The organism is Pseudoalteromonas sp. NCCP-2140, from assembly GCF_023708065.1.
GTDB lineage: Bacteria > Pseudomonadota > Gammaproteobacteria > Enterobacterales > Alteromonadaceae > Pseudoalteromonas.
The window spans coordinates 46,329-71,752 of the sequence record NZ_BRCZ01000004.1; the positions used below are offsets into that span (position 1 = coordinate 46,329).

The window sequence follows — 25,424 nt, forward strand, 5'->3', positions numbered from 1 at the left end:
CTCAAATCGTCAATATGCGTTTTTTGCAGTGTATCACGAACTGCTTAATATTAACCGTTTGAATTACCAAGCTAATGCTCACTAAGCCAATGCCAAACCAGCCAATTTGCTGAAATTGCTCATTTAAAACCACTATAGCCAGTACGGTGGCGATAATAGGCTCAAGTAAAGTAATGAGCACGGCTTGGCTAGCCGCTATGGTTTTTAAGCCAATACTAAATAGCCAATAACCGAAAAACATCGGCACTATGGCCATGTAAAGCGCCACGCTGGTATTGGTAACTGTGGCAAAAAGCGCATCTCCAGTGAACAATAACGAAGGCAAGAGTACACATGCAGCGCCGCCAAATAGGCTTGCCATAGTCGCTCTTGAATGAACGCCGTTGCTAATTAAACGTTTGGCAACCCATGAATAGCCCGCATAGGTAAGCCCTGCAATTAAGCCAAGTAAAATGCCGATGTTTTGGCTAAACAACCCCTTAGCAGCAAGATTATGTTCTTTACCTAACGCAATTAAGCCAATGCCAATAGCACCAAAGCAAAAGCTGACTAGCCAGCGAGTTGCAATGGGCTTTTTCTCAATTAAGTATTCCAATAAGACGGTAAATAAAGGGGCGCTGGCAATCGAAACAACGGTGCCTATTGCCACACCAGCGCTATTCATCGAGGTATAAAATGCCAGCGGATAAATAGCCACACAGGCTGAGCCTAGAAGGGTTAGAGGGTAATGCTTACGCAGTGTACTTGCATTGTTTTTTAGCTGAGTTAGTGAGGTTAGGCAAAGTAATACCCCGCCAAACCCCATCGCAAACGCACCTATTGCAAAAGGGCTAATGTCTGGTGCAAAGCTTGCGGCTGTGCCTGTTGTGCCCCAAAACACACTGGCAACTAAAACGGCAATGGTCGCGATGGTATGGTTCATTGATGATTCGCTTTAAATTTAAGATATCAAAAGCATAATCAAAATTGATGTGCAGTTTTTGACAAAAAGGACGGTTTTGTTGGCGTTAAAAACTAAAGTTACTTTTTGAATTTACTCGGTGATAAGCCAAAGTACTTTGAAAAACTGCGGCTAAAAGATGAAAGCTCATTGTAACCAACTAACTCACTAATGCGCTGCAACGGGTAGTCGGTATGACTTAGCAAGGCTTGGGCTTTTTCCATTCGCTGTTTGGTTACATAGTTCATGACAGTCAATCCTGTTTGTTGCTTAAACAGCAGCTTAAATTGCGTTGGGCTTAAACAGGCAATGCTGGCAAGGTGTTTGATTTGAAGAGGAGTACCTAAGTGACTGTCAATATAAAGCAGGGCCTCGCTAATACGGCTGTCGACCTTAGGCTGCATAATTTGCTCAGCTAACAGCAAATTGAAGGTGTTAAACATAGCAAGTTCTAATTCATGATTAACCGCTTGCTCAAGTTGCTTTGCCACAAACTGCAAAAATGCCCAAAGTGATAGATTAATAGCAAACACGCAGCGCTCAGCAGTGGCCAGGTTATCTGGTAGCTTTGGCATATCGGCCACCACAAATCGGGCTTCTGGCATTGCGGTAAACAGGTGTGATTGCGAGGCTTTGACAACCACGCATTCACCGGGGGCAACTTTACCTTGAAAATCACCCACACTAATAGCAATCACACCTTTTAAGGGCAGTACTAGTTGATGATAGTCATGGCTATGACTAACAGGCTTAGTACTGTATGAGCGGATAGATAGATTGCCTTGCATCATTTTGTGATAACCGTTTGCTGAATAAGGCTATTATGCCTGTTTGCGAGGGATGATCAATTTTAGGCCATTAACGGGGTTAGCACATGCTCGTAGGCAATCATTAGCGCGACATAAACCAACAAAACAGCCATCAATTTATTAAACACATTAAAAACACCCGTCCGTGATACTTGTTTGCCAAGCACCAAGCCCGCTAACGAGTAACTTGTAGGAGCTCCAAAGGCAAGAATGGCTAAAATAAGTGACCAAAATACGATTGCAGCGCCGGTAATATCTGCACTTGGGAATTGAATCGTAGCAATTGGCAAAGTGGCCACCAAGGCTTTTGGATTTAATAGCTGCATAAACAGGCCATCGAAAAAGCTTAATGATGCATCAGCTGATGCATCATTTACCTGTACTTTTGCTTTTGCGACCTTCCAAGCAATATACAAAATATAGCCGCAACCAATTAAGCTCACATAAGGCAAAAACTGCGGGTTGATCACTTGTAAGCCAAGGTAGCCAAGCAGCACAAATAAGATAAACATCGCGCTACCCACGCCAATAAAAAACCCAAGGTGTGAACGTGTTTGTTTATTTAAGCCACTGCTTAAACCAAGTAAATTGATTGGCCCAGGGGTGTACATAATGCCAATAGCATATGCAAAAATATCTGCCATAACAGCTCCAAATCAGTAATTTAGCTCTATCTACGAGCCCATTGCAGTTGAAATTGTTTTGGTGTCATACCGAATACTCGTTTGAAGTTACGATTGAGGTGACTGGCATCTGCAAAGCCAGATTCAACTGCTACGCTGGTGGCATCGCGGCCAACTTGTAACGCTCTACGGGCATAATTAATACGACAGTTCAAAACATATTGATGTGGAGTAATACCGAAGTGCTCGCGAAAGCGGCGGATAAAATGAAACTTCGACATAGTGGCTGCATGGGCAATGTCATCAATAGCAATGTCATTGTCGATATTTGCCAAAATATAGTCTTTTGCGCGCAGTAGTAAGCTATCAACACGAGTGCTTAAAGTTGGCAAATCAAGGCTGCCGTTGAGCCTGACTAAAGACTGTGCCATTTGCAATACTGCAGCTTCTCGCTCTATTTTGCTGGTGCTATTGGTTTGTAATAGCCTTGATAAATTAATCACTTGATTACGTAGTAATGGATCAGCATACAAGGTGTTTGCCATACGTAATGTGCAGTCTTGCTTATACCCTAGTGCTTTGAACAAAGGCTGAAATTCATCGGGATGAATGTACAGCATTAGATACTCTAGGTTTTGCTCAGTGCCAGAGTGACCATCGTGAATATCTTCAGGATTAAACAAAATGACATTGCCAGGTACGCTTTTATAAAACGCATTACGACAAAAGAAATCTTGCCGCCCCTGTAGGGTAATACCAATTGAATACTCTTCGTGAGCATGTTTTGCATAGGTAAAATCACTCATAGTCGCAGTCAACATCGAGATGCTCTGATGTTGTTCGTTGTTGATGTACTTAAAGTGATTGTCTTTGCTCACAGATGCTCCTGAAGGTTGTGCGCTTCGTTATTATTCCTACGCCAATATAGCGAAGCAGGCAACCTAAAAACTTGAACAAAATTGCTGATATTGAATGGGAGAGATTTATTTTTGCCTAATTAACAGCGAATAACGGCAAATAGCTGCGATGTTTTTAGTTTTTTTCAGTTACCTAGATAAACTAATACTCAGACTTTTCTTATTTTTTAATTCAGCGTGAATGTTTTTATCCCTAACTGAGGTCTTTTAAACAAGCAGTAGAGAGGGGGTTAAATGAATTTACGTACATCAAATAATTTAGTGGTTGCACTTATCACCATCAGTTTTTCGTTATTGGGTTTGTCTTTTATCTTGGGAGCAAACCCCAATACCATTGGCAGTATCTTTTCATTTTATAAATTAGACGCTCAGTTGCCAGCTCACATCATGAGTATGATCGCAGGCTTTGCATTTTGCTTTATTGGCATTACCAGCCTTCATTCACATTTGGGGTTTATTAATAGAGCGCTTCCGACCATCACTGCAATTGCTATATCAATGCTCTGTTTGATTACGCTGTTTGGCGCTAATCGTTGGCTTGCAAGTGAAGGGGGCTTTCCTGTAATTGGGTCGGGGCAGGGGATCATTAAGTATTTTGCTGTTATTCCACTGTTTTTATTTGTGTTTTACAAAGATGCTTTGAGTGATAAAGCGCATATTGCTTTAAATTATGCATCGGTGGCATTAGTGCTGGTTTGGATTGGCGCCATGAAGTTTTTTGCTTTTGAAGCAAAGGGGATTGTAACACTTGTCGAAACATCGCCGTTTATGTCGTGGTTATATCAGGTTTTTAGTGTGCAGGGTGCATCTAATGTAATTGGTGTATTTGATATTGTCAGTGTGCTGTTGCTTTGTGTTGGCTTGTTGATTAAAAACAATAAGTTAATAGTATTGGCAGGGCTTGCCTGTTGCGCTGTTTTTATCATGACGCAAACATTTTTAATTACCGCACCGAATGCGCTTAGCAGTTCGACGGTTTTAGCAGGACTTGGTCAATTTGTGATTAAAGATCTGTGGTTTATTGCAAACTTAGTGATTATTTATCACCTAGCTGTAATTAATAATACAGCCAACGAAACAGTCGCATAAAATAAAAAAGGCCTCAGAAGAGGCCTTTTAAATGATCACTAAACAACTACAACGGCTTTTTGCTTTTGAACTTTAGAAAACTCAAGCGCATCGTTGAGATTGCTAAATTCAAAGTCTGTAGGTTCTTCAACATTTAAAGTACCCGACGCAATGTCATTAAGGAGCTTTTCGCCATCAGTTACAAGACGTTGCCATTGCTGTGTATCACCATAATCGTGTAATGCACCAAGGGCAATTTCATGATAAGAAATAGTGCGTGTGAATGGCTCATCGACTGGGGTTTCAATACGCCCTAAAATACTGATCACATGACCATTTGCTTGTAGGAGTGGCACTAACTTTTTAGCTTCTTCAGGGCCGTTAGCATCAAAGAGTGCAAAGTAGCCACCCTCAGAAGGCGCGTCGCGTAATACTAACTTAACGCCAAGCTTTTCTGCTTGCTCTGCCGTTAAGCTTTTTGATAATGCATGAACTTCAAAGCCACTGTGGTTCAGCATTTGCGTCAGCAGTTTATTAACAGCTCCCATGCCGGTAACTAATACTTTTTCGCCTTTACGTAATGGTATTTTGCTAAAGGCTTGCCACGCAGTAAGCAGTGGGCAAGGCAATGCAGCAGCAACATTAGCAGCTAACTCTTTTGGTAATTGCATAACACGTTCAGCATAAAGAACCGAGTGCTTAGCAAAGCTGCCGTTTTCACTTAAGCTATGATGATAAGCGACTGTTTTACCAATTAGTTTGGTATCGACGCCATCGCCTACCTGCTCAACAACCCCAGCACCGTCTACGCCAGGTGTGTGTGTATCTGGCCAATTAATAGGATCAGCTTGAATAAACTTCCAATCAACTGGATTGATACCAATCGCATGGTTACGAACTAAAATTTGCCCTGCTTTAAGTGCTTGTACAGCTTTTAATCCCAAAGTGAGCGCTTTATCAGCACCTTGAAATTGCCAAGCATGAGTTGTTTTTACTTCATCATGATCCCAGTCAGGAGCAAAATCAGGGGTTGCTTGCCTGTCATTGCAGCTAAGGGCATCAATTTGATTAATCTCGTCTTGGCTTAAGCTAAGCGAAAGGGCTTTTAAGTTGGTAGCCATATTTTCGCGTTTGGTCGATGACGGTATCGTCACCATGTCATGCGCTAATTCCCAAGCAATGACCACTTCAGCAGTGCTCACTTGGTGTTTGTTTGCAATCGCTTTAATGGTTGGATCTTTAAGTACTTTACCTACCGCAAATGGCATATAGCCGGTAACGAGAATGTCGTTTTGCGTACAAAAATCACGTACCTTTTGGTTGGTTAGGTAGGGATGTACTTCTACTTGATTGGTAAATAACGCGCCTTTTGGCAAAATACTTAAGGCTTCTTCCATTTGTGCAATGGTAAAGTTTGAAACACCAATTTCTTTAGTCAAACCAAGCTCTTTTGCTGATTGTAACTCGGTTAAGTACTCATCCATGCTTTCGCCATTGGCTGGGCTTGGCCAGTGAATAAGCAGTAAGTCGATGTAATCTAGTTGGAGCTTAGTCAGGCTTTCTTTTACGCTGTTAATAAAGTCCGTTTTATTTAACTTATCATTCCATACTTTGGTGGTAATAAATAACTCACCACGTGCAACACCACTGTCTTTAATCGCTCGGCCAACAGCTTCTTCGTTACCGTAAATTTGCGCGGTGTCGATGTGTCTAAAGCCCTCTTCAATAGCTGTTAGCACACTTTGATATGCAACTTCGTCTTGTAATCTAAATGTACCAAAACCCAGTTTTGGCATAATTGATTGTGACATCATAACTCCTTAATTATGGAACTTGGGCAAAACATGTTCGCCGATGTGCTTTAATGCCCATTCGATGGGTAATTCGTTACGTCTAAAGTGCAGGCCAATGTGATTCACACCGGCATTTCTCATTGCCTTTAGTTCTGAGATGAGTCCGTTAACGCTTGTTTCAACCCCTGAAGAGGGGCGATTGAATAACGGTATTATGGCGAGGAAAGTTTTTGCGAAAAACAGCAAGGATAACAAAACACCTTTGTCGTTTTTGCAAAGGTGATTTAATCGTTATGAATTAGCTTCTTCTTTTGAAAGGGTAAAGTATGCGCGAGTGACTGGGTAGGCAATTTGTGAAATCAGTGCTGTGCCCCAAAGTAAGTTGCCAATGAGCGAAGGCACATGGGGTAAAATGGGAATGGTAACTAAAGCGAGTATAACGCCAAACATTCTTACTTTAGCTGTTGCAAAACGATGGGCTACACGGTGTTCGATCATTAACTGGATCCACAATAAACTCAATAAGTAGCCTGCTAACCCTACACAGCCAATGACACCATATTTAAGTGGGTAAGGTTGCCAAAACCCAGCTTTCACTTCGCCGGCGAGCGCAACGCCAACCATAACGGCACATAACATTAAAAACAGGTGTGCTAACCACCAACTTGCGAGTGTCCATTTATGCTGATTCTTAGGTTTACCATTGCCAACAAAGTCAAAGTAAATCCAGCATTGCACAAATACTGCAATACCGCCAAACATAAAGTTAGCCAGTACAGAGGGGTCGACTTTATAAATTCCTTTTTCTGATAAAGTAATCACCAATTTAAAGAAACCTTCGCCTACGACAATGAGCAGTAAAAGGGCAAAGCGCTCAGACATATGCCCAAGGCGTGGTAAAAAACGTTTATTTTCAAGTACACCAATTTTTGGAGCCATATACAAAACTTGGATAGCGGCAATCGCAGTGCCAAATACCCAATAACGATAGGGTGCAGGCATAAAAGCTGTGGTAGCAAAGATAATGGCAAGAGCAAAGTAGTTACGGCTCACACTGCGTGCTAATTTAGTTGATTCGACCCCCAGTTGATTGGTGCGATGAAATAAATACGCTGTAATAAGTCGGTTTGCGGCATAGGCCAATGCAAAATATGTCCAGCCTTTGTCAAGTACATGAGGGGTCGAGGCTGCCATAACCATGGCGGTGACAATTTGGCAGGCCATGATCAGCCGATGTTTTACATCGGTACTGACATAGAGTGAGTTAAAAACGCTGGAGTCAGCCCACGCGAACCATACGGTGATGAACAAACCTGCAAAAGTAAGAAAACCACTTAAATGTAAGTGGTCGCTTAAAAAATTACCTAGCAAAAAAATGATTACCACATGGATAAGGTCATAAAATAATTCAACCCAATGAACATGGTCATGTGAACTTTTTAAATCTAGGTGATGCTTAGGTAAGCGCCACATTGGGTGGTTTTCTAATGCCATAGTTGATCCTACCTATTTGCTCTCAACAATAATTGCAGTGATGGTGGTTTCACCTTCATTTTTGACTTGGTGAGTCCATGTGTCATGCCACATCACATAGCCATTGGGGATCTCAAGTGTTGTTTGTGACTCTTTTGTACTGATAGTTGCCTTACCACCCGTCTCAAAGTAGACAGTTTCAGCATTATGCGTGTGCCAATTATCTTGCTCACCTGGTGCTAAAGTCATACGCAAAACAAGTACTTCACTGTTATCTAGCAATACTTCATAGTGATTAGGTGAAGCAATATGTGCATGGGGGAGTTGTGCTGAAAAGGCATGTGGTGAGCACATCATTATACTCACCAAACCAATCAGCAAAGTTGTAAATTTGCTCATGGCTACTCTCTACTTATGCATACCGCGAATTGGGTAGTTATTTTTTGGGTCGCGTATCCAGTTAAGCCCACTTACCAAGGTTGCTAAATCAGGTCTTACAAATGGGTTATTAGAATAATCAACCACATGTACATTACCTTGCTCGTTAACCACAAACAGAGCAGGCTCTGCGAAAGGGTGATCTGTTTCTTGCGGTGAACGGGAATCAGATATGTAAGTACCTAATGCTTGCATTTGCTCTGTAGTCAAACCGTAAGCAAGTGGAAATGACACAGATAACTGCTCTAAATGTGCTTCTAACTGCTCTTTGCTATCGCCTGAAACAGCAATTACATCAACACCCGTTTCTAATAGCGCAGCTTTGTACTGCTCGAGGCTGTTTAAATAGCGAGTACATAAAGGGCAATGCTTACCACGATAAACAACAACAAGCTGCCAGCTTGCACCGTGTTGAGGTTGACCAAGAACAGCCTCTTCACCACTCAAAAGTGCAGCACTAATACTAGGAAATGCACTGCCCGGGTGGAGTTTATTGCTATAAACAGATTCGTTACTCATAAGTGTTCCTTAAAAGTTGTCGTTTAAGTGTTTTTCAAAGCGCGCAAAGTCGCTGTCGATGTCTGCATTTTTCATCACGTCATAACAGGCGAAAGTAGGTAACCCTTGCATACCGAAAAACTTAAAGTTCATATGCATTGGGAAAACAAGGTCATCAACACTTTTACCTTCAAAAAAGTCAGTGGCATCTGCAAATGATTCTGCAGGTGCATTTAAAGTCAGCGACATCATGTATTGAGTGTTATTTAAGGTGCCGCCTGTACCGTAATTGGCTTTTGGATTGTCTTGATGACGACCATCACCATGGCAAAGCGCTCCACCCATGCCTGCTGTGTACACTTCATCCATGTATTTTTTGAATGACCAAGTCATGCCCATCCAGTTAATTGGTGATTGCAAAAAGACGATATCTGCCCATTGATGGTTCTCAAGTTCAGTTTCTACATCAAATTCGTCTTGTGTATTAACCACACGAGTTTGATAGCCTTTTGCTTGAAAAAAAGCGTCGGCTTTTTCGATTAAAGCAGCATTTAACTTACCTTCAGAAAAAGGGTAATAGTGATGTGCGTTAAGAATTAATATGTTTTTCATAGTTGAGTATCCGTTTGCTAATTACTTTATCGTGTTCAAAATACATTCTGTGGTATATAATAGTAACCTAGATTATTTAATCAACCAGTCACCTTTTTGTAACTAGTCTGAAAAATGTGAGGATGTTTTGGAAAGTTCAGTAGAAACAGATAGTAAGGGTAGAAAAAAAGTTTTAAATGCTTGCATGGAACCGTGTGCTATTGAAAAAGGCATGCGTTTGATTGGCGGTAAATGGACGGGCTCTATTATCTATCATTTAAAAGATGGCCCTGTGCGTTTTAATGATTTAACGCGCATGCTGGGTGGTGCAAGCAAAAAGATGATAGACCAGCGTCTAAAAGAGCTTGAAAGTAGAGCGATGATCACCCGTCATGTTATTAGCACGCGCCCGATAGCAGTGACCTATGAACTTACTGATTTTGGCCGCTCAGCACTGCATATACTCGATGAATTACGGGTTTGGTCTGAATCGAATGAGATTTAATTAGCTTAGAGAGAGCAGGGAATGCATAAGGCACAATTTGGAGAGGTTGAATCAATTAAAAAGCCACCTCATTATGAGGCGATTCATCAACTTGCGCTTGATATTGTTAATGCTCCAAATAAACAACAAGAGTGGGCGGCGTACAATAAAATAAAAGAAATATGCGACAAGTTTGCAGGCACACCGCTTGATCATCCGTTTCAATGGGAAACGCTTGCTGACTTTACCCATCAAAAGCCAGAGGTTGCACTTAGCTATTATTTCAAAGCGCTAGAGTTAGCAATGTTACTCGAACTAGAGGATTATTTGGCGTCGATTAATTTTGCGATTGCAGAGAATTACCTAGAGAAAGCTGATAAGGCCCAAGCGCTAAACTTTGCCAATACAGCTTTAACTTTCGCGGAACAAACAGCAGATGATGAATTACAGTTAGAAATTAACGAACTGATTCTCGAAGCTAATTCCTTGCCATAAAATTATTTATAAAAAAGCCAGCGCTATGCACTGGCGTTTATCAATTACGGAAAAGAGTAGCGCACAATTCGCTTTACTACAGAAAAGTACTGGCGAAAGAAGCCGCCGGTATTGTAGTGAATACCGTGCTCTTTAAAGATAGCTTGCACCTTAGGGGCAATTTCGCGGTAACGTTTTGCGGGTAAATCTGGGAATAAGTGATGCTCTATTTGATAGCTCAAGTGCCCAGTCATTACATGAAACAGGTTACCCCCTTTGATATTTGATGACCCCAACGCTTGGCGGTAATACCACTGGCCTTGTGATTCATTTTCGCAGTCTTGCTGGTTAAATGTTTCAACTTCACCGGTAAAATGCCCGCAAAAGATAATAGTTGAGGTCCACAGGTTACGTAATAAATTAGCGGCAAGATTGCCCGTCAAAACCCACAAAAATAAAGGCCCAGCAAGCAACGGAAAGAACAGGTAGTCTTTCACTAGCTGGCGCGCACCTTTACTAAAAAAGCGCTTTTTCAGTTCGCTGTGCGGTACTTTGTAATCGCGGTCATCTTTTTTCTTGCCAAAAAATACTCGCTCGGCTGCCATTTCGTGGTACGACACACCCCATTGGAACAGCACACTGAGCAATAGGTAAGTGACAAATTGCCACAGGTTTTTTACTCGCCAACGAAAGTCATTCGATAAGCGCAGTAATCCATAGCCGAAGTCGCGATCTTTACCAATAATATTGGTATAGGTGTGGTGCTCGTAGTTGTGAACACGGTTCCAGCTAGCTCCATCGCACGCTATATCCCACTCGTAAGACTTTGAATTTATATATTTATCATTCATCCAGTCGTATTGACCATGCATCACATTGTGGCCAATTTCCATGTTATCGAGAATTTTTGCTGTGGCTAAACTAAGCACACCCACGAGCCATAAAACAGGCTGAATAAAGCCTAACATTAATAAAATTCGGCCACTCCATTCAAACACTCGCTGGCAAACAATAACGCGGCGAATGTATTTTGCATCTTGCTCACCGAGTTTTGATTTTACATCTGTTTTAACGCTATCGAGTTGAGCTGCTAATTTTTCAAAATTGACTGTTTTTGTTGTGTTCATGCTGATAACTCCACGTCACTGACAGGTTGCGATATACAAAGTTGAATTAACTGCTCTGAGCTATCAGAGAGCTCACCGGTGCGAATATCACGTACGATGCCTTGCTTTTTAACGCATTGGCATTGATGGCAAATTCCCATACCACAGCCAACTGTTACAGGTTGCTTATTCGCTTGTAAGTGGGTCAGTAAGGTTTGTTGGTTATCAATAGTGAATGTTTTGCCCTGATGAGTGAGTGTTAGTTCGTGCTTATCAGAGGTTGCTAAAACAGCAGGGACTGCACTGAAATGCTCACTGTCTATAGGCGTATTTAATTGCTTAGCTAAAGCGGCTGCTTGCTTATACAAAGCAACTGGGCCGCACACTAACCAGTGTTTATGCGTATTTGTTGTCAGCCATGTCGTCGCATCGCCATCGTTGTTGCGCTCAAGTAAGTGATAATCAAAATTGCTCAGCGATTGCTTTAGTTGCTCAAGTTCATCTTTAAGCCAGTGGCTGTTCGGCTTTGCATAATAAAGCAGGGTTATAGTTTGTTTGCTATCAGCAGGTATTGATTTAAGCATGGCTATAAATGGCGTAATGCCTGAGCCACCGGCCAGCATGATTAAAGAGCGCGCGGTATTTGGCATAACAAACTGGCCTTTAGGCTCAGAAATATTAAGCCATTGCCCTGGCCTCAAATTTATTAGCTTTGACGTAAATGCGCCGCTCCCTTGGCTGCGGATCAATAAACGAATTTGTCGCTGCTGCCTTGCCAATTGTGGTTCGCTTGCGATGGTAAATACACGCGTTAGCATTCGACCATTCGTTTGGATTGTTAACGCAATGTGCTGGCCTGCTTGATGAACTGGCCATGCTTTTTCTGGCTCAATAATCAACTCAACGCTTTGTTCAGCAAACACCTGTACATATTTTACTTGTGCACGAAAATAGCCTTCGCGCCAGCCTGGTTTAAAGCACTGAACCACCGGCTCCCAGTATCCTGCCCATGATTGATGATGCAGTAAATGTTTTGATAATGAATTTAATAACGCTCTCATTTTTCGCCTTTAGCTTACAAGTGTACGCTCACTTGGCGCACAAGTGTAAGCTGAAAGCTGATAATTGCAAGCCTAATTTGAGTATTAGCTCTAAATTAAAAGGGCTTGACCTTGCTATTAGGGGGTTATATTTAATGAAAAAAGAATGGATTAATTTTCTTTTTTATTTAATTCAAGGTTATATGTTTATTTTGTTTAGTTTTAATTGCCATGCATCTAGGGAAGGGAGTTTTGAGCTCTTTTACAAGAAGTATTAAAAGGGCTCGTTAATTTCGGCTAATAATTAAAAAACAGCTTTAGCTTTTTTGCTCTGAATCTCTGCCACCGGCTCTAGTGGCAAAGCTTAATTTACAGTCCGAGGTGTAAGGTAGGGATATTCGTTGGTTTGTGAGCCAATTCAATCTAGTTAATTCTTATGCAAACATTATCCCATCTGAATCTTGTTTAAAGTTATTCTGACTCTCAACTTTACGCCACACTTTTTCGTGGAAGTAAAACGCAACAGTGTTCACAGCTGGCTCAACAATAGCGACCAAGCCACCAATTAAAAAACTACCTGTTAAAAAGTAAGTCACTGTAAAAGCGATTGCGAAGTGCATCATTGCAAAAGTAACTGTCTTAATCATTTTGAATACCCTAACTCTCATAATTTGATGAGTTTAGTATTGCTCATTCTTTTTCATCTTTAAAATGGAATAAAAGGATTGTTGTAATCGAAAAACTGGATTGTATCTTTCACATTAATGTTCAGAAAGTTTTATTTCAAAGTCTATGAATTCAAATAGAAGTAGATGGTGAGAGTTTCGTAAATATGCATTTCAGTTGGGGCAATAAACTGCGTATTGCCATCGATAATGCATGGCGAGGCTTTAGGGCAATTAAGGAGTAGAAAGCTTATTTAATCAAATTACTTAAGTTTATTTTAAGCTTAAACAAGTACAGTAAAGTTTCGCTAATAAGTAAAAAAGATAATTTAAGATAGCTCATTTTTTGTTTTAGATCATTACAGCAAGAGCGCTCAAAGGATAGCGTAATTGTGAGTCTATATTACGTATAAATTTAGCACTTATCTCAACGCGTTTTACGAAAGGGGCACTATGAAGATTAAAAATACAACGACTCATTACAGTTCGTTCTCGATATTATTGCACTGGCTTATGTTTATTCTAATCGTCACTGTTTTTGGCAGTATTGAATTGCGAGAGTTATTTGATAAAGGCACGGAAACACGCGATGCTTTTAAAATGTGGCATTTTATGTTGGGTTTATCTGTTTTAGCTCTAGTAGTTGTAAGGTTAGTGGTGCGTGTGCTGGCAGGCTCAACGCCTGCAATAAAACCTGAGCCTGCAAAGTGGCAAAATACATTAGCCAAACTTGTGCACCTAGCGCTCTATGTCTTCATGATTGCAATGCCAATAGCAGGTTGGCTGATATTGAGTATGGCTGGTAAACCCGTGCCATTTTTTGGCTTAGAGCTACCTCCATTAGCAAGTGAAAATAAAGATCTTGCTAAAACTATCAAAGAAATACACGAGACTGTGGGTGAAGTAGGTTATTACTTAATAGGGTTGCACGCCGCTGCTGCATTATTCCATCATTACATTTTGGCTGATGACACTTTAAAACGTATGTTGCCTTTAAAAAAGTAAAGTTTAGTTAGGTCATCTTAAATAAGCCTTGAAATCCCATACTAGGATTTATCAGGGCTTGCTCTTCACATAAGACACCATTCTGAATAACTTGGTTTGGAAAATGTTCAATGATTCCGGTAATTCAGTAATACCGCCCTCGGAGGATCTTAACTACTTTTAAACTTGATCTAGATCAAAGAAACTTCACTCGCAGCAATCTATATTACGCGGCTGCAATTTTCACCGCTTTTTGAAATCTAGATTAGCTTTTAAAGGCAATACTCCATCATCGTGCTTAAAGGTGTGTCATGGCATTACTCATCAATAACAAATGTATTAACTGTGATAAGTACTAGGTGCCAGGATTTAATGAGGAAAAACAAATAGTTGAATTTTGCTGTGTTCTTTTTTGTGTTGGTGATTTTTGAAAAATCAACAACAAAGCTAAGTATTAACTAAGTTTGATGGAAAAGCAAATTGTATTAACTAAATCGACTTTTTTATCAATTTTATGCATTTTTTCACACGCTTTCCCTCCTTGATTTTCACTTAAATTACTACGTAACACAGCGCTATTAGTTCGTAACACAGAATAATAAATGCGTAACACAGAGATGAAACTTACCTCTGTTACTTACCATTCGTTACCATCACGCAAGCTTAGTTAGTGTTAGGTCAAACACTAACTAGGAAACTCATGAGTACATCAAAATCACAATTTATCAGAGAGTATCAACGCGCGAGTAAATCACCTTGGGATGACAATTCAACGATTCTGCTATTAGCAGATGTCGATGAAGCGTCTACAAGCGACTCAATCGAACTTAGTTTTAGCCATTACATTTATATGCACAGAGATAGGGTAGGCAGTGTATTGGGTATAAGCATCTCAAAGCAGCTCTTTGATGATAATCCTGATTTTTCAGGGCGCTATTTAGATGGTGTAGAAATGTATGCTTTTTTGCTGCTGTACATTGAGCAAATAAAAGAATTCTGTCATTTATTTTCAGCGGAGTTCGAAGCGATATTCTTAACTAAACCAACAACTTTCTTCAGTTACGCTGAAGAAAGCTGGTTAGAAATCATCGAAAAAAGTTAAAACTGGCGAACCCTTGGGTTCGCTTTCTTAATGTTTCAATTAGTTATAACTTTATGTGGCTAGCTTAGTGTTTTTCAGGCTCGCTCGCAACCGGCCTTGATAAGACATACCAAGCTGACAATAGCATGAACAAAGCGACTGCTGTTGTAAGCGGCCATGATGGTGACGCACCAAGATAAAATAATATGAAGCCTATTGCCATTCCCACACAGGCAATGCATTTAACTTTACGCGAAATCGCGCCATATTGTTGCCAGTTTCTTAATGTTGGTCCGTAATGACGATGATTTAAAAGCCAGGATTCGAACCGCGATGAAGAGCGCCCAAAGCAATAAACAGCAACAATTAAAAAAACAGTAGTAGGCATCACGGGTAGAATCGCACCTATAATTCCAAGCCCTGTAAAAATTAAACCTGTGAGAAAGAATAGTGCCTTGAATACTTTGGAACCTTCATTCATTCCGTGTGCGTTTTTTATTTTGTTGCTGCTCATTTTTATTTTTGGCTTATGCAAATGTTTTATCGACTAGCTCACGAACAAACGAAAATGCTTGTTGAGCAGCAATAAGAGCATTTTTTCTTTGTAAATCATCAAGCTCTATTTTATTGATTGAATTAGAAAACTGTTGCCATGCAGTACCGCGGCCTTGTTCGGCAGGTGCTAAATGCCTAGCTCCAAATGTCTCCGATAAATCAATACGTTTGGCGGCTTTTAATAAATATTCTGCACCAAGGTTTGATCCTTCAACTACATACAACCACGCTAAGCCTTGTTCAAATGTGAATGTGCGCTTATCAGAGTATTGCTTAAGAATTTCATCGGCCTGCTGCTTAAATGATAAATCGCATAAATCATCGTACACAGCATCTAAGCGCTGCATACCTGCAAGCCCTGTAATGCAATCTTGAAACCTTTTATCATGATATAAAGGGGCGACCGTAATATGAAATGCTAGTTGTATTTGTAAAAACAATGCATAGCGTTCAATGCTTGAAAAAGGCCTTTTAGTCATAATCGCTTTATCTAAACCATCATGAATAGAAGTTGTTTCTGCTTTCAGCTGGGCTGTTAAAGTGCTTTCTTTAATTGTTTCCATATCCAATGAAGACATGATTAACTCCGCGTTTCTAATATTTAATTTATAAAAAATTCAACAGGTAAGGTGAGCGTTAATGTAGTACCTGTTATTTCGTCTGGGGGTAAGGGTAATGGTTCTGCGCGTTTGACCAGAGCTAGTACCTCTTTATCAAGGGATGACACACCGCTTGCTCTAAATAAAGAAACTGCAATTACTTGGCCTTCTCGATCCATTGTAAATTTTACCCAAGGCACGCCTTGCTGACGTTTCAGTTTTGCCATTCGAGGATAGCGTTTACGTCTTTCAAGGTGAGCTGATAATTGCATTTGCCAGCGCTGCTTAGCCTCAGCTTGTTGCTTGCTAAATGCATTACTAACTGGGCCTGTACGTTGTTCTGCTGGAGCTGCATCAATTGATTTTGGTGCTGTAGTCTGTGCAACTTCTCTGTCGTTCTGAGAATTTTGTTCTGTCTGTTCAACTTTCTCTTTAACAGGCTTAGTGTCATCAACAGCTGTTTCTTGCACTTTTTCGACTTTAGCTACTTTGGTTTTTTTAGTTACATTAGGCTTTGTAATTTTAATCTCAGACTGCTTAGCGATAAGCTCTGGTTGCTCGAGTTTAGGCTGTTCTTTAGGTTTGGGTTTAGGCTTACTCTCAGCAGAGGATTGACTCGCCATCTGCTGTTCAGGCCCCTCTGGTAGCGCATTTTTTGGCACTTTAGGTGCGGCTACCATACTAATGACGACGGCATCAGGCATTGCGGCATGTGTCGTTTGTGTTATAGCAACTGCAGGGCTCATAATAAAGTAAGCTGCAACCAACAGATGAACAATTAATACTGTTGAAACACAGAGTAACTGTAATTTACGATAGCCTGTTCTAAGCGTTGGCTGACCAGCTATCATGCTCATTACTGCTGACTCGCTTGTGTTTTTTCTAGCCCAACTAATGCAATGTTCTTATAGCCCGCTTTAGAAAGAATATTCAGCAAATCAACAAAGTCCCCGTAATCTACACTGCGATCAGCGCGGATTAAAATTGCTTGCTCATGAGTGATTTTTTGCTGCAATAACGCTTCAACTAGTTCGGTTTTCGCGACAGACTGCTTTTCACCAATAACCAAAGACAAATCTTTTTGTAATGTAAGGTAAGTTGGTTTTTGTTCAGAGGCTTTCGTTTCAGAATCAATACTGGGTAGTTCAACAGGCACACTAACTGTTGCTAATGGTGCGGCAACCATAAAAATTATCAGTAAAACCAACATAACATCAATAAACGGTGTGACATTAATGTCATGTTGTTCAACTAGTTCTTCATCATCTTGTTGTAAGTTAAAAGACACGGCTTTATTTCCCTGCAGCTTTGATTTGCTGATAGTCAATTAACTGCTCTAGTGGTTTTGCTTGAGTATCTTTTGCTGATAAATCACGGCTAAGGATTGTCATTATGACAGTCACTGTGTCTAATAATTGCGATTTATAGGCTGTTATAGAGCGTGAAAAATAGTTGTACATCACAACTGCGGGTATTGCTGCAACTAAACCTAGGGCCGTTGCAAGTAATGCTTCAGCTATGCCTGGCGCGACAACAGCAAGATTGGTTGTTTGTGTTTTGGCGATGCTTATAAAGCTATTCATAATCCCCCAAACAGTACCAAACAAACCAACAAATGGAGCAACAGAACCAATGGTTGCTAAAACCCCCGTTCCTTTGTTCATATCTGCAGATAGCTCGGCTTTTACCCTATCTAAGCGAGCTGCAACACGCTCTTTTAATGCATCACTTGTCGTTGCGTTTTTACTACTTAAGATAAGCTCATGTAGGCAAGCTTGAATTAATAGTTTTGCTGTACTTGGCTCTTGAGTTAAACCTTGTTCTGCCATTTTTAAGTTATGACTATTTAATAGTTTGACTAATAAAGCCCTGCCTTCACGTTTACTTTTATTAAGATAAATAAGCTTCGCGATAAAAATACCCCAACACACAATAGAAGCTAGTAGTAGGCCAATCATAACGGTTTTAACAATCACATCGGCCGCTAAATACATACCCCAAGGCGACAAATCATGGCTAACAAAAGCTGCGCTGTCGGCTAATTGTGGGCTATCTAATTTAGTTACTTGGCTTACTATTTCATTTGCAGGGTCTTGCTCAGATGAATAACTATGCCCGGAAAAAAAGCCAAAAAGAGCCACAAAAAGCACTACTCCAAATTTCATTAAATCTACTCCAGCCAACTGACAAAAATGGCGAAAAAAATAAACGTCATATTAGATAAGACGCACCAAAATCATTTTCCCGTAATAAAAATTGAATTTTTTTGTCTACGGCGGGCATTTGCTTTAAGCGATTTGTTGTAATTCTCTGATTGAATGGAGGGTTTTGAAAAGAGGCTAGCTAAAAGTGGTCATTATCATATTTTAAACAACAAACTTGCCTTGAATAAATAAGAATGGTACGGTAATGATAATTGTTATCATTTGCATTTATTGGTAGGGAACCGCAGTGCTTAATTACACCAGTATGGATCTATTTGTTCGCGACAATCAATTTTGGCTATTAAGGTTTTTACAGAAGAAACTTAACCTTCATTGCCATCATGATGCACAAGACCTTTCACAAGACACATTTATTCGTGCTCTGACTTCGTCAATTGATTTATTTGAAGTGAAAGAACCTCGTGCTTACCTTGCTACAATTGCAAATCGTTTAATTATCGATAAAGCAAGACGTAAACGCATTGAGCAAGCCTACTTTGAAGCTCAGTTAGAGTCTTCACAAGAATATGCCCCTTCGTGTGAAGAAGTGCATGAAATGATCCAAAAACTAGAGGCGTTATCGCGCTTACTTGAAGGGTTAGCAGATAAACCAAGGCGCGCATTCTTAATGGCAAGGTTAGATGGTTTGAAGTATCAAGAAATTGCCCAGGAACTGAATATATCGGTGAGTATGGTGCAAAAATATATTGCCCAAACATTGCTTCATTGCCACAGCCAATTACTCGATTAAGCCATAATGTCCGTACAGTACCCAGACTACAAATCTAAGCTTGAACAGGCCGCAAATTGGTGTGTTTTACTCAATTCTGACAACTTCACCGATGCCGATATTCAAGCCCATAGTCAGTGGCTCAAAGCCGATCCTGAAAATCAAAAAGCTTACTCAGAATTGCAAGCACTGTGGTGCGAATTTGACAGCACTGATAACAGCCATTTTGATTCGCAAATCCTCAATAGGGTACTAGATAAAGATAAGCCTAAGTCTAATCATTTTGCTAAATCGGTCGTTTTATCGGCTCTTTTTATTGGGCTCGGATTCATGGCCAATCATGTAGGTCTAACAGGAGTTAGTTCTGATTATTACACTCTAAAAGGAGAGCAAAAAACTGTTGAGCTTAAAGATGGCTCCATACTGACTCTCAACGCGCAAACCCAAGTGGATATAGAGTTTAGTTCTAAGCAACGATTGATTAAGTTGAATCAGGGAGAAATACATTTAGTGGCAAAAACTAATTCAAGTTGGCCATTAGTGGTGGAAACAGATAAAGCAACGGCAACAGCCTTAGGGACACAATTTTCTGTTAAACGCCACGAACAAGATACCTTTGTCGTTGTGAGTGAATCAAAAGTAGAACTGTGCTATTTACCTGTTAAAAAATGTGTCGTAGGTAAGGAAGGTCAAGCAATGTCAGTGGCTAATAGTCACCTCATTGGGCCAACAGCTGCTAACCCTGATATAGAATTAGCGTGGTTAAATAATAGGTTAGTTGCTAATAATATGAGTTTAGCTAGGTTATTAAGTTTGCTTGAGCCTCATTATCAAGGGGTCTTTATTTACAATCAATCCGCACTTGAACATATCCGAGTTTCAGGTGTTTACCCAACAGACAATATTGCTATGGCGCTACAGATGATAGCGTCAGAACCCGCTGTGACCCATACCTCTATCGCCAATTATTTTGAGTATATCTCATTGAAATAAAATAAATTATAAAATTAATTTCATTATTTAATAAATTTTATTACTGCTTTTTGATTTTGCTGCGTCCTATTAATAGCTCTAAAAAATAATGAGAACTATTTATGTTACAAGGCCGCTTATCGCGTTTCATTTTTACAGTCTTGCTATGCCTGCAATTTACATTTTCTGCAAAGGTGTTAGCGGATCAAGCCCACCAACTTGATATACCGCAAGGTAGTTTGGCTGAGGCACTTAATACATTTGCCCTCCAAACAGGCATCTTGCTGCAGTTTGATCCTAAGCAAGTTGGCGATTTGCAATCTACTGGTCTAAAAGGTGAATTCGAACTTGATACAGGGTTCCAACAGCTTCTCTTGGGGACTGGCTTGTATGCCGAGAAAACGGCTAATGGAAGTTATGTTATACGTGCACTCTTAGCCCAATCAAATGGTGAGATTTTACTCGATACCTTAGAGGTTCAGGCTACATCTAATAAGCGTATAGAAATTTATCAATCAGCCTCTTCAAATACTCAACTTGATCAAGCTCAGCTCCAACGCATTGCCCCACGTGATACATCAGATATTTTCTATAACGTTTCAGGTGTTACCACTTCCCAAACTCGGCAGGAGCCTGGGGTTGCAGTAAATGTTCGTGGTTTACAAGACTTTGGTCGAGTTAATGTGATGATCGACGGAGCTAGGCAGAACTTCAAACGCAGTGGTCATGGTGCCAATGGGATGGTTTATTTAGATCCTCAATTACTGTCGAGTGTCGAAATTGCAAAGGGACCAGTAGGCGAAAGTGGTGGTGCTGGCGCGATTGCTGGTGTTGTAAATTTTAAAACGCTTGAATTTGATGATTTGGCGGCTCCAGGTAAAGATCATGGTACTAAGCTAGCCATTTCATCTGGCAACAATGCCTATCATATGCAGGGCTTATTAGCGTCTACTGTGCGTGTGGGAAAAGACCTAGAGCTTGTTGCTGCGGTAGGGCATAAGAATGTTGGCCGTTTTAAGCCAGGCCAACATGGCGGTAATGCTGATTCTAGTAGTTACTTTAGTGCAATGAGTAACTTTACCGAGCAAGATAACTGGTCGTCATTGCTCAAAGCTGATTACACAATAAATAAAGAGCAGTCAGTAAAGCTTAGCTATGTCGGTTTTTATGGCAACTTTGAAGAAGGCTCAGCGACATCAGTAGATGCAGAGCCCGAAAGTAGCAGTTCACTCAATAACGATACGATTAAATTAGATTACACATGGGCTGCAAACTCAAATTACCTCAATCTTAATGCCAGTGTTTATTACAACCGCACTCAAATGCGTCAGCATGTTTATGAAATGGGAGAAAGCAGCAATCCCTACGGCGAGTTTGAATTGCAATATGAAACCAACACCCTAGGAATGGTTGTTGATAATCTTGCCTTTTTTAGCCTCAAGCATGATTGGTTAACACAACATGAGTCATTGTTATTACTTACTTTAGGTGGCGAATATTTTAAAGATTGGACAGAGCCTCAAGCAATACAGCAAACGCCAGGAACTGGCGATCCATCTTGGTTTACAGGTGCAACCCCTGAAGGTGATCGCTCTCTTGGCAGTGCTTATATTCAAGCTGAATGGCAATACGGCGAGCATTTCTCTTTTGAATCAGGTTTGCGCTATGAGCAATTTTCACTGCAAGGAGGTGGAGAAATATACTCTGGTTACATTCTTAACCCTCCCGGAGTTTCGCCTAGTCGCACTTTGATCTATACCGACTTTGACGTTGACCGGCATGAAAATTACCTTTCACCAAATATGCGTTTAGCCTATCGCTTTAACGATAAAATACAAGGCTACTTAAGTTCAGCTCAGGCAGTCAGGCCGCCTGAAATCACAGAGACCTTATTATTTGGTGCTCATGTTGGTAACTCTTTCCCTTTTTACCCAAACCCTGGACTTGAAGCTGAAGAAGCTTGGAATAATGAAATTGGTCTTAATTTTGAGTTGCTTGATATAGCCAAAGACCACGATTTATTCATTAAAACAGCATGGTTCGAAAATACCATCGATAACTTTATTGTCCAAGGTCGCGTGATGAGACCTACTTCTATTGATGACAATGGAATGACGCTGAGTTATGTCAATTTACAAGATGAGATCCGTTTTGATGGCCTTGAACTGCAAGCTGATTATGAATCAAAAAGGCTATTTGCTGAGCTTAATTACACCAAAATGAATGTTGACCTTGGCAAGGGTGGCTATGATCCATTTCCTCTAGGAAGCCAAGTAGGTTATCCAGAAACAAGTATGGGTCAAGCTGGATCGGGAAGCTTGAACTATATCCCTCCACCAAAACACAGTGGTGCATTGACCCTAGGCTTAAAGTTATTTGAAGACACTTTAAAGTTAGGCGCTCGAATGCGTTACGAAGATAACGACGGTCGTGGTGGCAGCGCTTATGAAGACGTTGTTGACTGGCAAGTTTATGACTTTTGGTTGGAATATCAATTCACATCACAGTTTAAATTACGTATGTCGGTCGACAACCTGACCGATCTCAATTATGCCGAAGCAAATGGTACTTCATATTGGATTGCGCCTGGGCGCACCGCCACTGCTCAATTAACCGCAACATTTTAAATAATAAAGGAATAAAAATGCGACATACCTTTAAGCTAGCCCTTATTACCAGTGCATTGTTTAGCGCAAATCTTGCAAGTGCCGCTGAAATTAACCTACAACAATTACATGCATTTGGTACACCGCCGACCATTATGATGGGCGGCGATAAAGGCATGATGCCCGCAAAACCACCGACATTAAATACCCATAATGGTAAATTAATAGGTACTTTTCTTTCTGGTGGTGGAAGTGACTTTGCCACGCTAACGCAGTCGGGTATTTATAGCTTCACTCCCCAATTAACCGAAGGCGAGTTAACCGACTACACCACATATATAAACGAAGTTAATAACGACACGCTAGCCTTTGTAACGAATACCGTGGTTGATAGTCAGGGAGTTGTTTATGGTGGCGCAAACAGAACATTATTCAAATGGAGTGAAGGCGAAGTAATAGAGGATGCACTATCGCATTTGGATCTCTCTAGTATTAATGGCGGAGACTTCCGAGTACAAGGCTTGATGACGATAGATGCACAAGACAACATCTATTTTGCCGCTTATGAACGAGGTAGTGATTATAGTGCATTACTGCGCCTTAATAGTGAAGGTGAAATCGCTGTACTGATTGACTTTAGCCGTGATGAATATAAACAGGGCAATATTTTTACTAAAGGTGAAGCGCCTGCCTCACTGATATACAGTGAACAAGATAATGCTATTTATGGCCTTGCACATAAATCTTCAAAGTCTGATGGAGCAGGCAGTACCGAAGGCTTAGAAGATGGCGACTTCCCAAGCGGCACCCTGTTTAAGCTAGATTTAACCAATGTTAAAACGGATGGCGGCTCAGAAGTACAAATTTTAAAAACCTTTTCTAATAACCTACATGGTCTTATCGATGACCATACCTTAGCAACCAACTCGTTAGTAGAAAGCGGTGATTGGTTATACGGAACGTCAGCTAAAACAGTATGGCGTGCCCACAAAACCAATTTAGACGCATTTACCGTGTTACATACATTTGGTTCAGAACAAGATGAAGCAGAAACAAACCTAAATGGTAAAACGCCAGCGGGCCCACTTGTAGTTGCAGCAGATGGAAATATTTACGGTACAACAACCGCCGGAGGCAGTGACGATAATTCAGGTGTGCTATTTCGTATTAACCTAAGTACAGACGCACGCGACCTTGATAAAGAGCAAGACAATTTTCAGCTTGTACTCCACTTTGCAGATCAAGCCTCACCTCTACCAGTAGGTTTAACTGCTGGTGCGCTAGTGAATGGCGAACAAATTATTTACGGTGCCACCAATGGCGACGCGGTAAACGACACGGGAAGCGTATATCAATTCACTGTAAAACAACACGCTATGGAGTTTACCACTCAAACTTCAGAAATAACTTTAGGAGAGAGTGTTGAAGTCAACTGGCAGTCAACCAACTTAAGCCAATGTACTGCAAGTGGCGATTGGCAAGGTGCAAAAGAAACCAGTGGTACTGAATCAATTGAGCCAAGCTCTGAAGGTGAACAATCTTATTTATTAAGTTGCCAAGACACTGACCAAAAACCTCATGTTCAGTTAGTTAATGTGGTTGTAAACCCAAAACCAGAGCTGAACTTTACTTCTTCAGTTACCGAAATCACCTTAGGAGAAAGCGTAGAGTTAAATTGGCAAACATCTAACTTAAGCCAATGTACGGCTAGTGGTGACTGGGAAGGTGCAAAAGAAACCAGTGGTACCGAAACTATCGAGCCAAGCACTGATGGCAACAAATCATACATTCTAACTTGCCAAGATAACGACCAAACTGACTATGTTCAAACTTTGGATATTTTAGTTAATCCTGCACCAGAACCAGAACCAGAACCAGAGCCAGAACCAGAAGATAATAGCAGCAGTGGTGGGGCATTTGGCGGTGTAATCTTGGCTCTTGGCTTATTAGTTGGTAGACGCTTTCGTAACAAAATTAAAAGCTAAATTAGCAACCGGTTTTGCTAATTAACCCAGTCATATCAATCTGGCGCGCAATTGATATGACTATTTCAGACCTCTAGGTCATTACAAAAACAGAAAAGGAAATATTATGTCTATACAAGTTTCATATGGTGCAAATTATAGCTACGGCAGTTTAAATGACTTTTTCACCTACGCAAGTGAGTTTTTTACGGATACAACTTACGATGAAAGCATTGGTAGTTTCGCTGGTACTGAAAATCCAGATCCTATTGTAGATTTAGGTTTTTGGGGGAGCTTTGGTACGTTCTCTGGCACGCAATTTGTGCAAGAGGGCACTTCAAGTGATGGCAGCCTAGGCTTTATCATTCAGGCTGCTGATGGTTCTTACTTAGATTACACCTTCTTCTCTAGCCCATCTCATACAATTTACGGTGAAATTGCCTCAATTTCCTTTGGTTACGGCATCACTCAAGATGCTAACGGTGAATACAGCTTCACTGATGAGTTAGTTAGTTTCGATGGTCTAGATACCATAGGCCTAAATGCCGGTATTGATGCAAGCGGCAATGTGATTGACCGTACAACTGGTGACAATACCACCCATAACATTGTAGATGGCTTAAAAGATGCGGAGTTTGATTACTTCACTACTTTACTATCTGACAATGGAATTGACTTAACCCTAAACGAAACTGGTGCTGCTAGCTTTGCATCACTTGACACTATTGGTGTTTCAAGCTTTGTCGAATACGAACTCGTTGCATAATCTAACTGCACTGTAGCTTTGCTGCAGTGCTACTTAAAATTTAT

The 25,424-nt window shown here is 40.7% G+C and carries 27 protein-coding genes and 1 pseudogene; 10 read left to right on the forward strand and 18 right to left on the reverse strand.

What is annotated here, in order from left to right; translation table 11 throughout:
- Window position 1: 1 nt before the first annotated feature.
- The 4 genes from NFU46_RS09430 to NFU46_RS09445 form a co-directional block, all read right to left on the reverse strand.
- Window positions 2–922 carry a DMT family transporter gene (locus NFU46_RS09430; RefSeq protein WP_251601364.1) on the reverse strand — a complete coding sequence of 307 codons (921 nt, stop codon included), beginning with the start codon at window positions 920–922 and terminating at the stop codon, window positions 2–4.
- A 98-nt stretch (window positions 923–1,020) separates the two neighbouring features.
- Window positions 1,021–1,731, reverse strand: coding sequence for an AraC family transcriptional regulator (locus NFU46_RS09435; RefSeq protein WP_309296740.1), 711 nt, complete (start codon window positions 1,729–1,731; stop codon window positions 1,021–1,023).
- Window positions 1,732–1,790: 59 nt separating this feature from the next.
- Window positions 1,791–2,393: a LysE family translocator gene (locus NFU46_RS09440; RefSeq protein ID WP_175082880.1), complete on the reverse strand. Its 603-nt coding sequence runs from the start codon at window positions 2,391–2,393 to the stop codon at window positions 1,791–1,793.
- A gap of 26 nt (window positions 2,394–2,419) precedes the next feature.
- Window positions 2,420–3,250, reverse strand: a complete 831-nt coding sequence (locus NFU46_RS09445; protein WP_251601366.1) for an AraC family transcriptional regulator — start codon at window positions 3,248–3,250, stop codon at window positions 2,420–2,422.
- Window positions 3,251–3,523: 273 nt separating this feature from the next.
- On the opposite strand from NFU46_RS09445, the gene NFU46_RS09450 reads away from it, so the two are divergent.
- Window positions 3,524–4,378: a DUF417 family protein gene (locus NFU46_RS09450; RefSeq protein ID WP_251601368.1), complete on the forward strand. Its 855-nt coding sequence runs from the start codon at window positions 3,524–3,526 to the stop codon at window positions 4,376–4,378.
- Between the two features lie 38 nt (window positions 4,379–4,416).
- On the opposite strand, the gene NFU46_RS09455 is transcribed toward NFU46_RS09450, so the two are convergent.
- The 6 genes and pseudogenes from NFU46_RS09455 to NFU46_RS09480 all read right to left on the reverse strand — a co-directional run bounded on the left by NFU46_RS09455 (window position 4,417) and on the right by NFU46_RS09480 (window position 9,171).
- The gene (locus NFU46_RS09455; RefSeq protein WP_251602000.1) at window positions 4,417–5,301 is read right to left on the reverse strand and encodes an alcohol dehydrogenase catalytic domain-containing protein; all 885 of its coding nucleotides are present in this window, start codon (window positions 5,299–5,301) and stop codon (window positions 4,417–4,419) included.
- A gap of 60 nt (window positions 5,302–5,361) precedes the next feature.
- Window positions 5,362–6,168, reverse strand: a pseudogene (gene dkgB / locus NFU46_RS09460) (2,5-didehydrogluconate reductase DkgB); the annotation flags it as partial.
- 273 nt (window positions 6,169–6,441) lie between these two features.
- On the reverse strand, window positions 6,442–7,644 hold the full coding sequence (locus NFU46_RS09465; protein WP_251601371.1) for a low temperature requirement protein A: 1,203 nt from the start codon (window positions 7,642–7,644) through the stop codon (window positions 6,442–6,444).
- A 12-nt stretch (window positions 7,645–7,656) separates the two neighbouring features.
- Entirely contained in the window at window positions 7,657–8,022 is a 366-nt protein-coding gene (locus NFU46_RS09470) for a hypothetical protein (protein ID WP_251601373.1), read from the reverse strand.
- Between the two features lie 9 nt (window positions 8,023–8,031).
- Entirely contained in the window at window positions 8,032–8,580 is a 549-nt protein-coding gene (locus NFU46_RS09475; protein ID WP_251601375.1) for a redoxin domain-containing protein, read from the reverse strand.
- A gap of 9 nt (window positions 8,581–8,589) precedes the next feature.
- Entirely contained in the window at window positions 8,590–9,171 is a 582-nt protein-coding gene (locus tag NFU46_RS09480; protein ID WP_251601377.1) for an NAD(P)H-dependent oxidoreductase, read from the reverse strand.
- Between the two features lie 127 nt (window positions 9,172–9,298).
- Between NFU46_RS09480 and NFU46_RS09485 the strand changes: the two genes are divergently transcribed.
- Complete coding sequence (locus NFU46_RS09485; protein ID WP_054553546.1) at window positions 9,299–9,655, forward strand: helix-turn-helix domain-containing protein; 357 nt, start codon at window positions 9,299–9,301, stop codon at window positions 9,653–9,655.
- Between the two features lie 21 nt (window positions 9,656–9,676).
- Window positions 9,677–10,129: a tetratricopeptide repeat protein gene (locus tag NFU46_RS09490; protein ID WP_175078741.1), complete on the forward strand. Its 453-nt coding sequence runs from the start codon at window positions 9,677–9,679 to the stop codon at window positions 10,127–10,129.
- A gap of 44 nt (window positions 10,130–10,173) precedes the next feature.
- Here the strand turns inward: NFU46_RS09490 and NFU46_RS09495 are convergent, their stop codons facing one another.
- The 3 genes from NFU46_RS09495 to NFU46_RS09505 form a co-directional block, all read right to left on the reverse strand.
- Window positions 10,174–11,235 carry an acyl-CoA desaturase gene (locus NFU46_RS09495; RefSeq protein WP_251601379.1) on the reverse strand — a complete coding sequence of 354 codons (1,062 nt, stop codon included), beginning with the start codon at window positions 11,233–11,235 and terminating at the stop codon, window positions 10,174–10,176.
- On the reverse strand, window positions 11,232–12,275 hold the full coding sequence (locus NFU46_RS09500) for a flavin reductase family protein (protein ID WP_251601381.1): 1,044 nt from the start codon (window positions 12,273–12,275) through the stop codon (window positions 11,232–11,234). The genes NFU46_RS09495 and NFU46_RS09500 overlap by 4 nt, the downstream gene beginning before the upstream one ends.
- A gap of 413 nt (window positions 12,276–12,688) precedes the next feature.
- Window positions 12,689–12,901, reverse strand: a complete 213-nt coding sequence (locus NFU46_RS09505) for a DUF2061 domain-containing protein (protein WP_175078744.1) — start codon at window positions 12,899–12,901, stop codon at window positions 12,689–12,691.
- A gap of 471 nt (window positions 12,902–13,372) precedes the next feature.
- On the opposite strand from NFU46_RS09505, the gene NFU46_RS09510 reads away from it, so the two are divergent.
- Entirely contained in the window at window positions 13,373–13,924 is a 552-nt protein-coding gene (locus NFU46_RS09510; RefSeq protein WP_175078745.1) for a cytochrome b, read from the forward strand.
- Between the two features lie 679 nt (window positions 13,925–14,603).
- Window positions 14,604–15,005: a hypothetical protein gene (locus NFU46_RS09515; RefSeq protein WP_251601383.1), complete on the forward strand. Its 402-nt coding sequence runs from the start codon at window positions 14,604–14,606 to the stop codon at window positions 15,003–15,005.
- A gap of 64 nt (window positions 15,006–15,069) precedes the next feature.
- On the opposite strand, the gene NFU46_RS09520 is transcribed toward NFU46_RS09515, so the two are convergent.
- From NFU46_RS09520 to exbB, 5 genes are read right to left on the reverse strand one after another with little or no spacing between them, the layout of a single operon-like run.
- Window positions 15,070–15,465 (reverse strand): YbaN family protein, encoded by a 396-nt coding sequence (locus NFU46_RS09520; protein WP_251601385.1) that lies wholly within the window; start codon window positions 15,463–15,465, stop codon window positions 15,070–15,072.
- A gap of 46 nt (window positions 15,466–15,511) precedes the next feature.
- Entirely contained in the window at window positions 15,512–16,117 is a 606-nt protein-coding gene (locus tag NFU46_RS09525) for a biliverdin-producing heme oxygenase (protein WP_251601387.1), read from the reverse strand.
- A gap of 23 nt (window positions 16,118–16,140) precedes the next feature.
- Complete coding sequence (locus NFU46_RS09530; RefSeq protein WP_251601389.1) at window positions 16,141–16,995, reverse strand: TonB family protein; 855 nt, start codon at window positions 16,993–16,995, stop codon at window positions 16,141–16,143.
- A complete protein-coding gene (locus tag NFU46_RS09535) occupies window positions 16,995–17,426 on the reverse strand; it encodes a biopolymer transporter ExbD (RefSeq protein ID WP_248526279.1) in 432 nt (143 codons plus the stop codon). The genes NFU46_RS09530 and NFU46_RS09535 overlap by 1 nt, the downstream gene beginning before the upstream one ends.
- Window positions 17,427–17,430: 4 nt before the next feature.
- The gene (exbB, locus tag NFU46_RS09540) at window positions 17,431–18,303 is read right to left on the reverse strand and encodes a tonB-system energizer ExbB (RefSeq protein ID WP_251601391.1); all 873 of its coding nucleotides are present in this window, start codon (window positions 18,301–18,303) and stop codon (window positions 17,431–17,433) included.
- A 286-nt stretch (window positions 18,304–18,589) separates the two neighbouring features.
- On the opposite strand from exbB, the gene NFU46_RS09545 reads away from it, so the two are divergent.
- The 5 genes from NFU46_RS09545 to NFU46_RS09565 all read left to right on the forward strand — a co-directional run bounded on the left by NFU46_RS09545 (window position 18,590) and on the right by NFU46_RS09565 (window position 25,380).
- A complete protein-coding gene (locus NFU46_RS09545) occupies window positions 18,590–19,093 on the forward strand; it encodes a sigma-70 family RNA polymerase sigma factor (RefSeq protein ID WP_251601393.1) in 504 nt (167 codons plus the stop codon).
- Window positions 19,094–19,099: 6 nt separating this feature from the next.
- Complete coding sequence (locus NFU46_RS09550; protein ID WP_251601395.1) at window positions 19,100–20,065, forward strand: FecR domain-containing protein; 966 nt, start codon at window positions 19,100–19,102, stop codon at window positions 20,063–20,065.
- 101 nt (window positions 20,066–20,166) lie between these two features.
- A complete protein-coding gene (locus tag NFU46_RS09555) occupies window positions 20,167–22,671 on the forward strand; it encodes a TonB-dependent receptor (protein WP_251601398.1) in 2,505 nt (834 codons plus the stop codon).
- Window positions 22,672–22,688: 17 nt separating this feature from the next.
- Window positions 22,689–24,635 carry a choice-of-anchor tandem repeat GloVer-containing protein gene (locus tag NFU46_RS09560; RefSeq protein WP_251601400.1) on the forward strand — a complete coding sequence of 649 codons (1,947 nt, stop codon included), beginning with the start codon at window positions 22,689–22,691 and terminating at the stop codon, window positions 24,633–24,635.
- Between the two features lie 106 nt (window positions 24,636–24,741).
- Window positions 24,742–25,380 carry a heme acquisition protein HasA gene (locus NFU46_RS09565; protein WP_251601402.1) on the forward strand — a complete coding sequence of 213 codons (639 nt, stop codon included), beginning with the start codon at window positions 24,742–24,744 and terminating at the stop codon, window positions 25,378–25,380.
- Window positions 25,381–25,424: the final 44 nt, after the last annotated feature.

Coding starts and splice junctions, on each gene's coding strand:
- NFU46_RS09510 (WP_175078745.1), top strand. CDS start 13,373: ATGAAGATTAAAAATACAACGACTCATTACAGTTCGTTCTCGATATTA.
- NFU46_RS09490 (WP_175078741.1), top strand. CDS start 9,677: ATGCATAAGGCACAATTTGGAGAGGTTGAATCAATTAAAAAGCCACCT.
- NFU46_RS09450 (WP_251601368.1), top strand. CDS start 3,524: ATGAATTTACGTACATCAAATAATTTAGTGGTTGCACTTATCACCATC.
- NFU46_RS09440 (WP_175082880.1), bottom strand. CDS start 2,393: ATGGCAGATATTTTTGCATATGCTATTGGCATTATGTACACCCCTGGG.
- NFU46_RS09525 (WP_251601387.1), bottom strand. CDS start 16,117: ATGTCTTCATTGGATATGGAAACAATTAAAGAAAGCACTTTAACAGCC.
- NFU46_RS09565 (WP_251601402.1), top strand. CDS start 24,742: ATGTCTATACAAGTTTCATATGGTGCAAATTATAGCTACGGCAGTTTA.
- NFU46_RS09560 (WP_251601400.1), top strand. CDS start 22,689: ATGCGACATACCTTTAAGCTAGCCCTTATTACCAGTGCATTGTTTAGC.
- NFU46_RS09470 (WP_251601373.1), bottom strand. CDS start 8,022: ATGAGCAAATTTACAACTTTGCTGATTGGTTTGGTGAGTATAATGATG.
- NFU46_RS09495 (WP_251601379.1), bottom strand. CDS start 11,235: ATGAACACAACAAAAACAGTCAATTTTGAAAAATTAGCAGCTCAACTC.
- NFU46_RS09530 (WP_251601389.1), bottom strand. CDS start 16,995: ATGAGCATGATAGCTGGTCAGCCAACGCTTAGAACAGGCTATCGTAAA.
- NFU46_RS09480 (WP_251601377.1), bottom strand. CDS start 9,171: ATGAAAAACATATTAATTCTTAACGCACATCACTATTACCCTTTTTCT.
- NFU46_RS09505 (WP_175078744.1), bottom strand. CDS start 12,901: ATGATTAAGACAGTTACTTTTGCAATGATGCACTTCGCAATCGCTTTT.
- NFU46_RS09430 (WP_251601364.1), bottom strand. CDS start 922: ATGAACCATACCATCGCGACCATTGCCGTTTTAGTTGCCAGTGTGTTT.
- NFU46_RS09515 (WP_251601383.1), top strand. CDS start 14,604: ATGAGTACATCAAAATCACAATTTATCAGAGAGTATCAACGCGCGAGT.
- NFU46_RS09520 (WP_251601385.1), bottom strand. CDS start 15,465: ATGAATGAAGGTTCCAAAGTATTCAAGGCACTATTCTTTCTCACAGGT.
- NFU46_RS09555 (WP_251601398.1), top strand. CDS start 20,167: ATGTTACAAGGCCGCTTATCGCGTTTCATTTTTACAGTCTTGCTATGC.
- NFU46_RS09500 (WP_251601381.1), bottom strand. CDS start 12,275: ATGAGAGCGTTATTAAATTCATTATCAAAACATTTACTGCATCATCAA.
- exbB (WP_251601391.1), bottom strand. CDS start 18,303: ATGAAATTTGGAGTAGTGCTTTTTGTGGCTCTTTTTGGCTTTTTTTCC.
- NFU46_RS09550 (WP_251601395.1), top strand. CDS start 19,100: ATGTCCGTACAGTACCCAGACTACAAATCTAAGCTTGAACAGGCCGCA.
- NFU46_RS09435 (WP_309296740.1), bottom strand. CDS start 1,731: ATGATGCAAGGCAATCTATCTATCCGCTCATACAGTACTAAGCCTGTT.
- NFU46_RS09475 (WP_251601375.1), bottom strand. CDS start 8,580: ATGAGTAACGAATCTGTTTATAGCAATAAACTCCACCCGGGCAGTGCA.
- NFU46_RS09465 (WP_251601371.1), bottom strand. CDS start 7,644: ATGGCATTAGAAAACCACCCAATGTGGCGCTTACCTAAGCATCACCTA.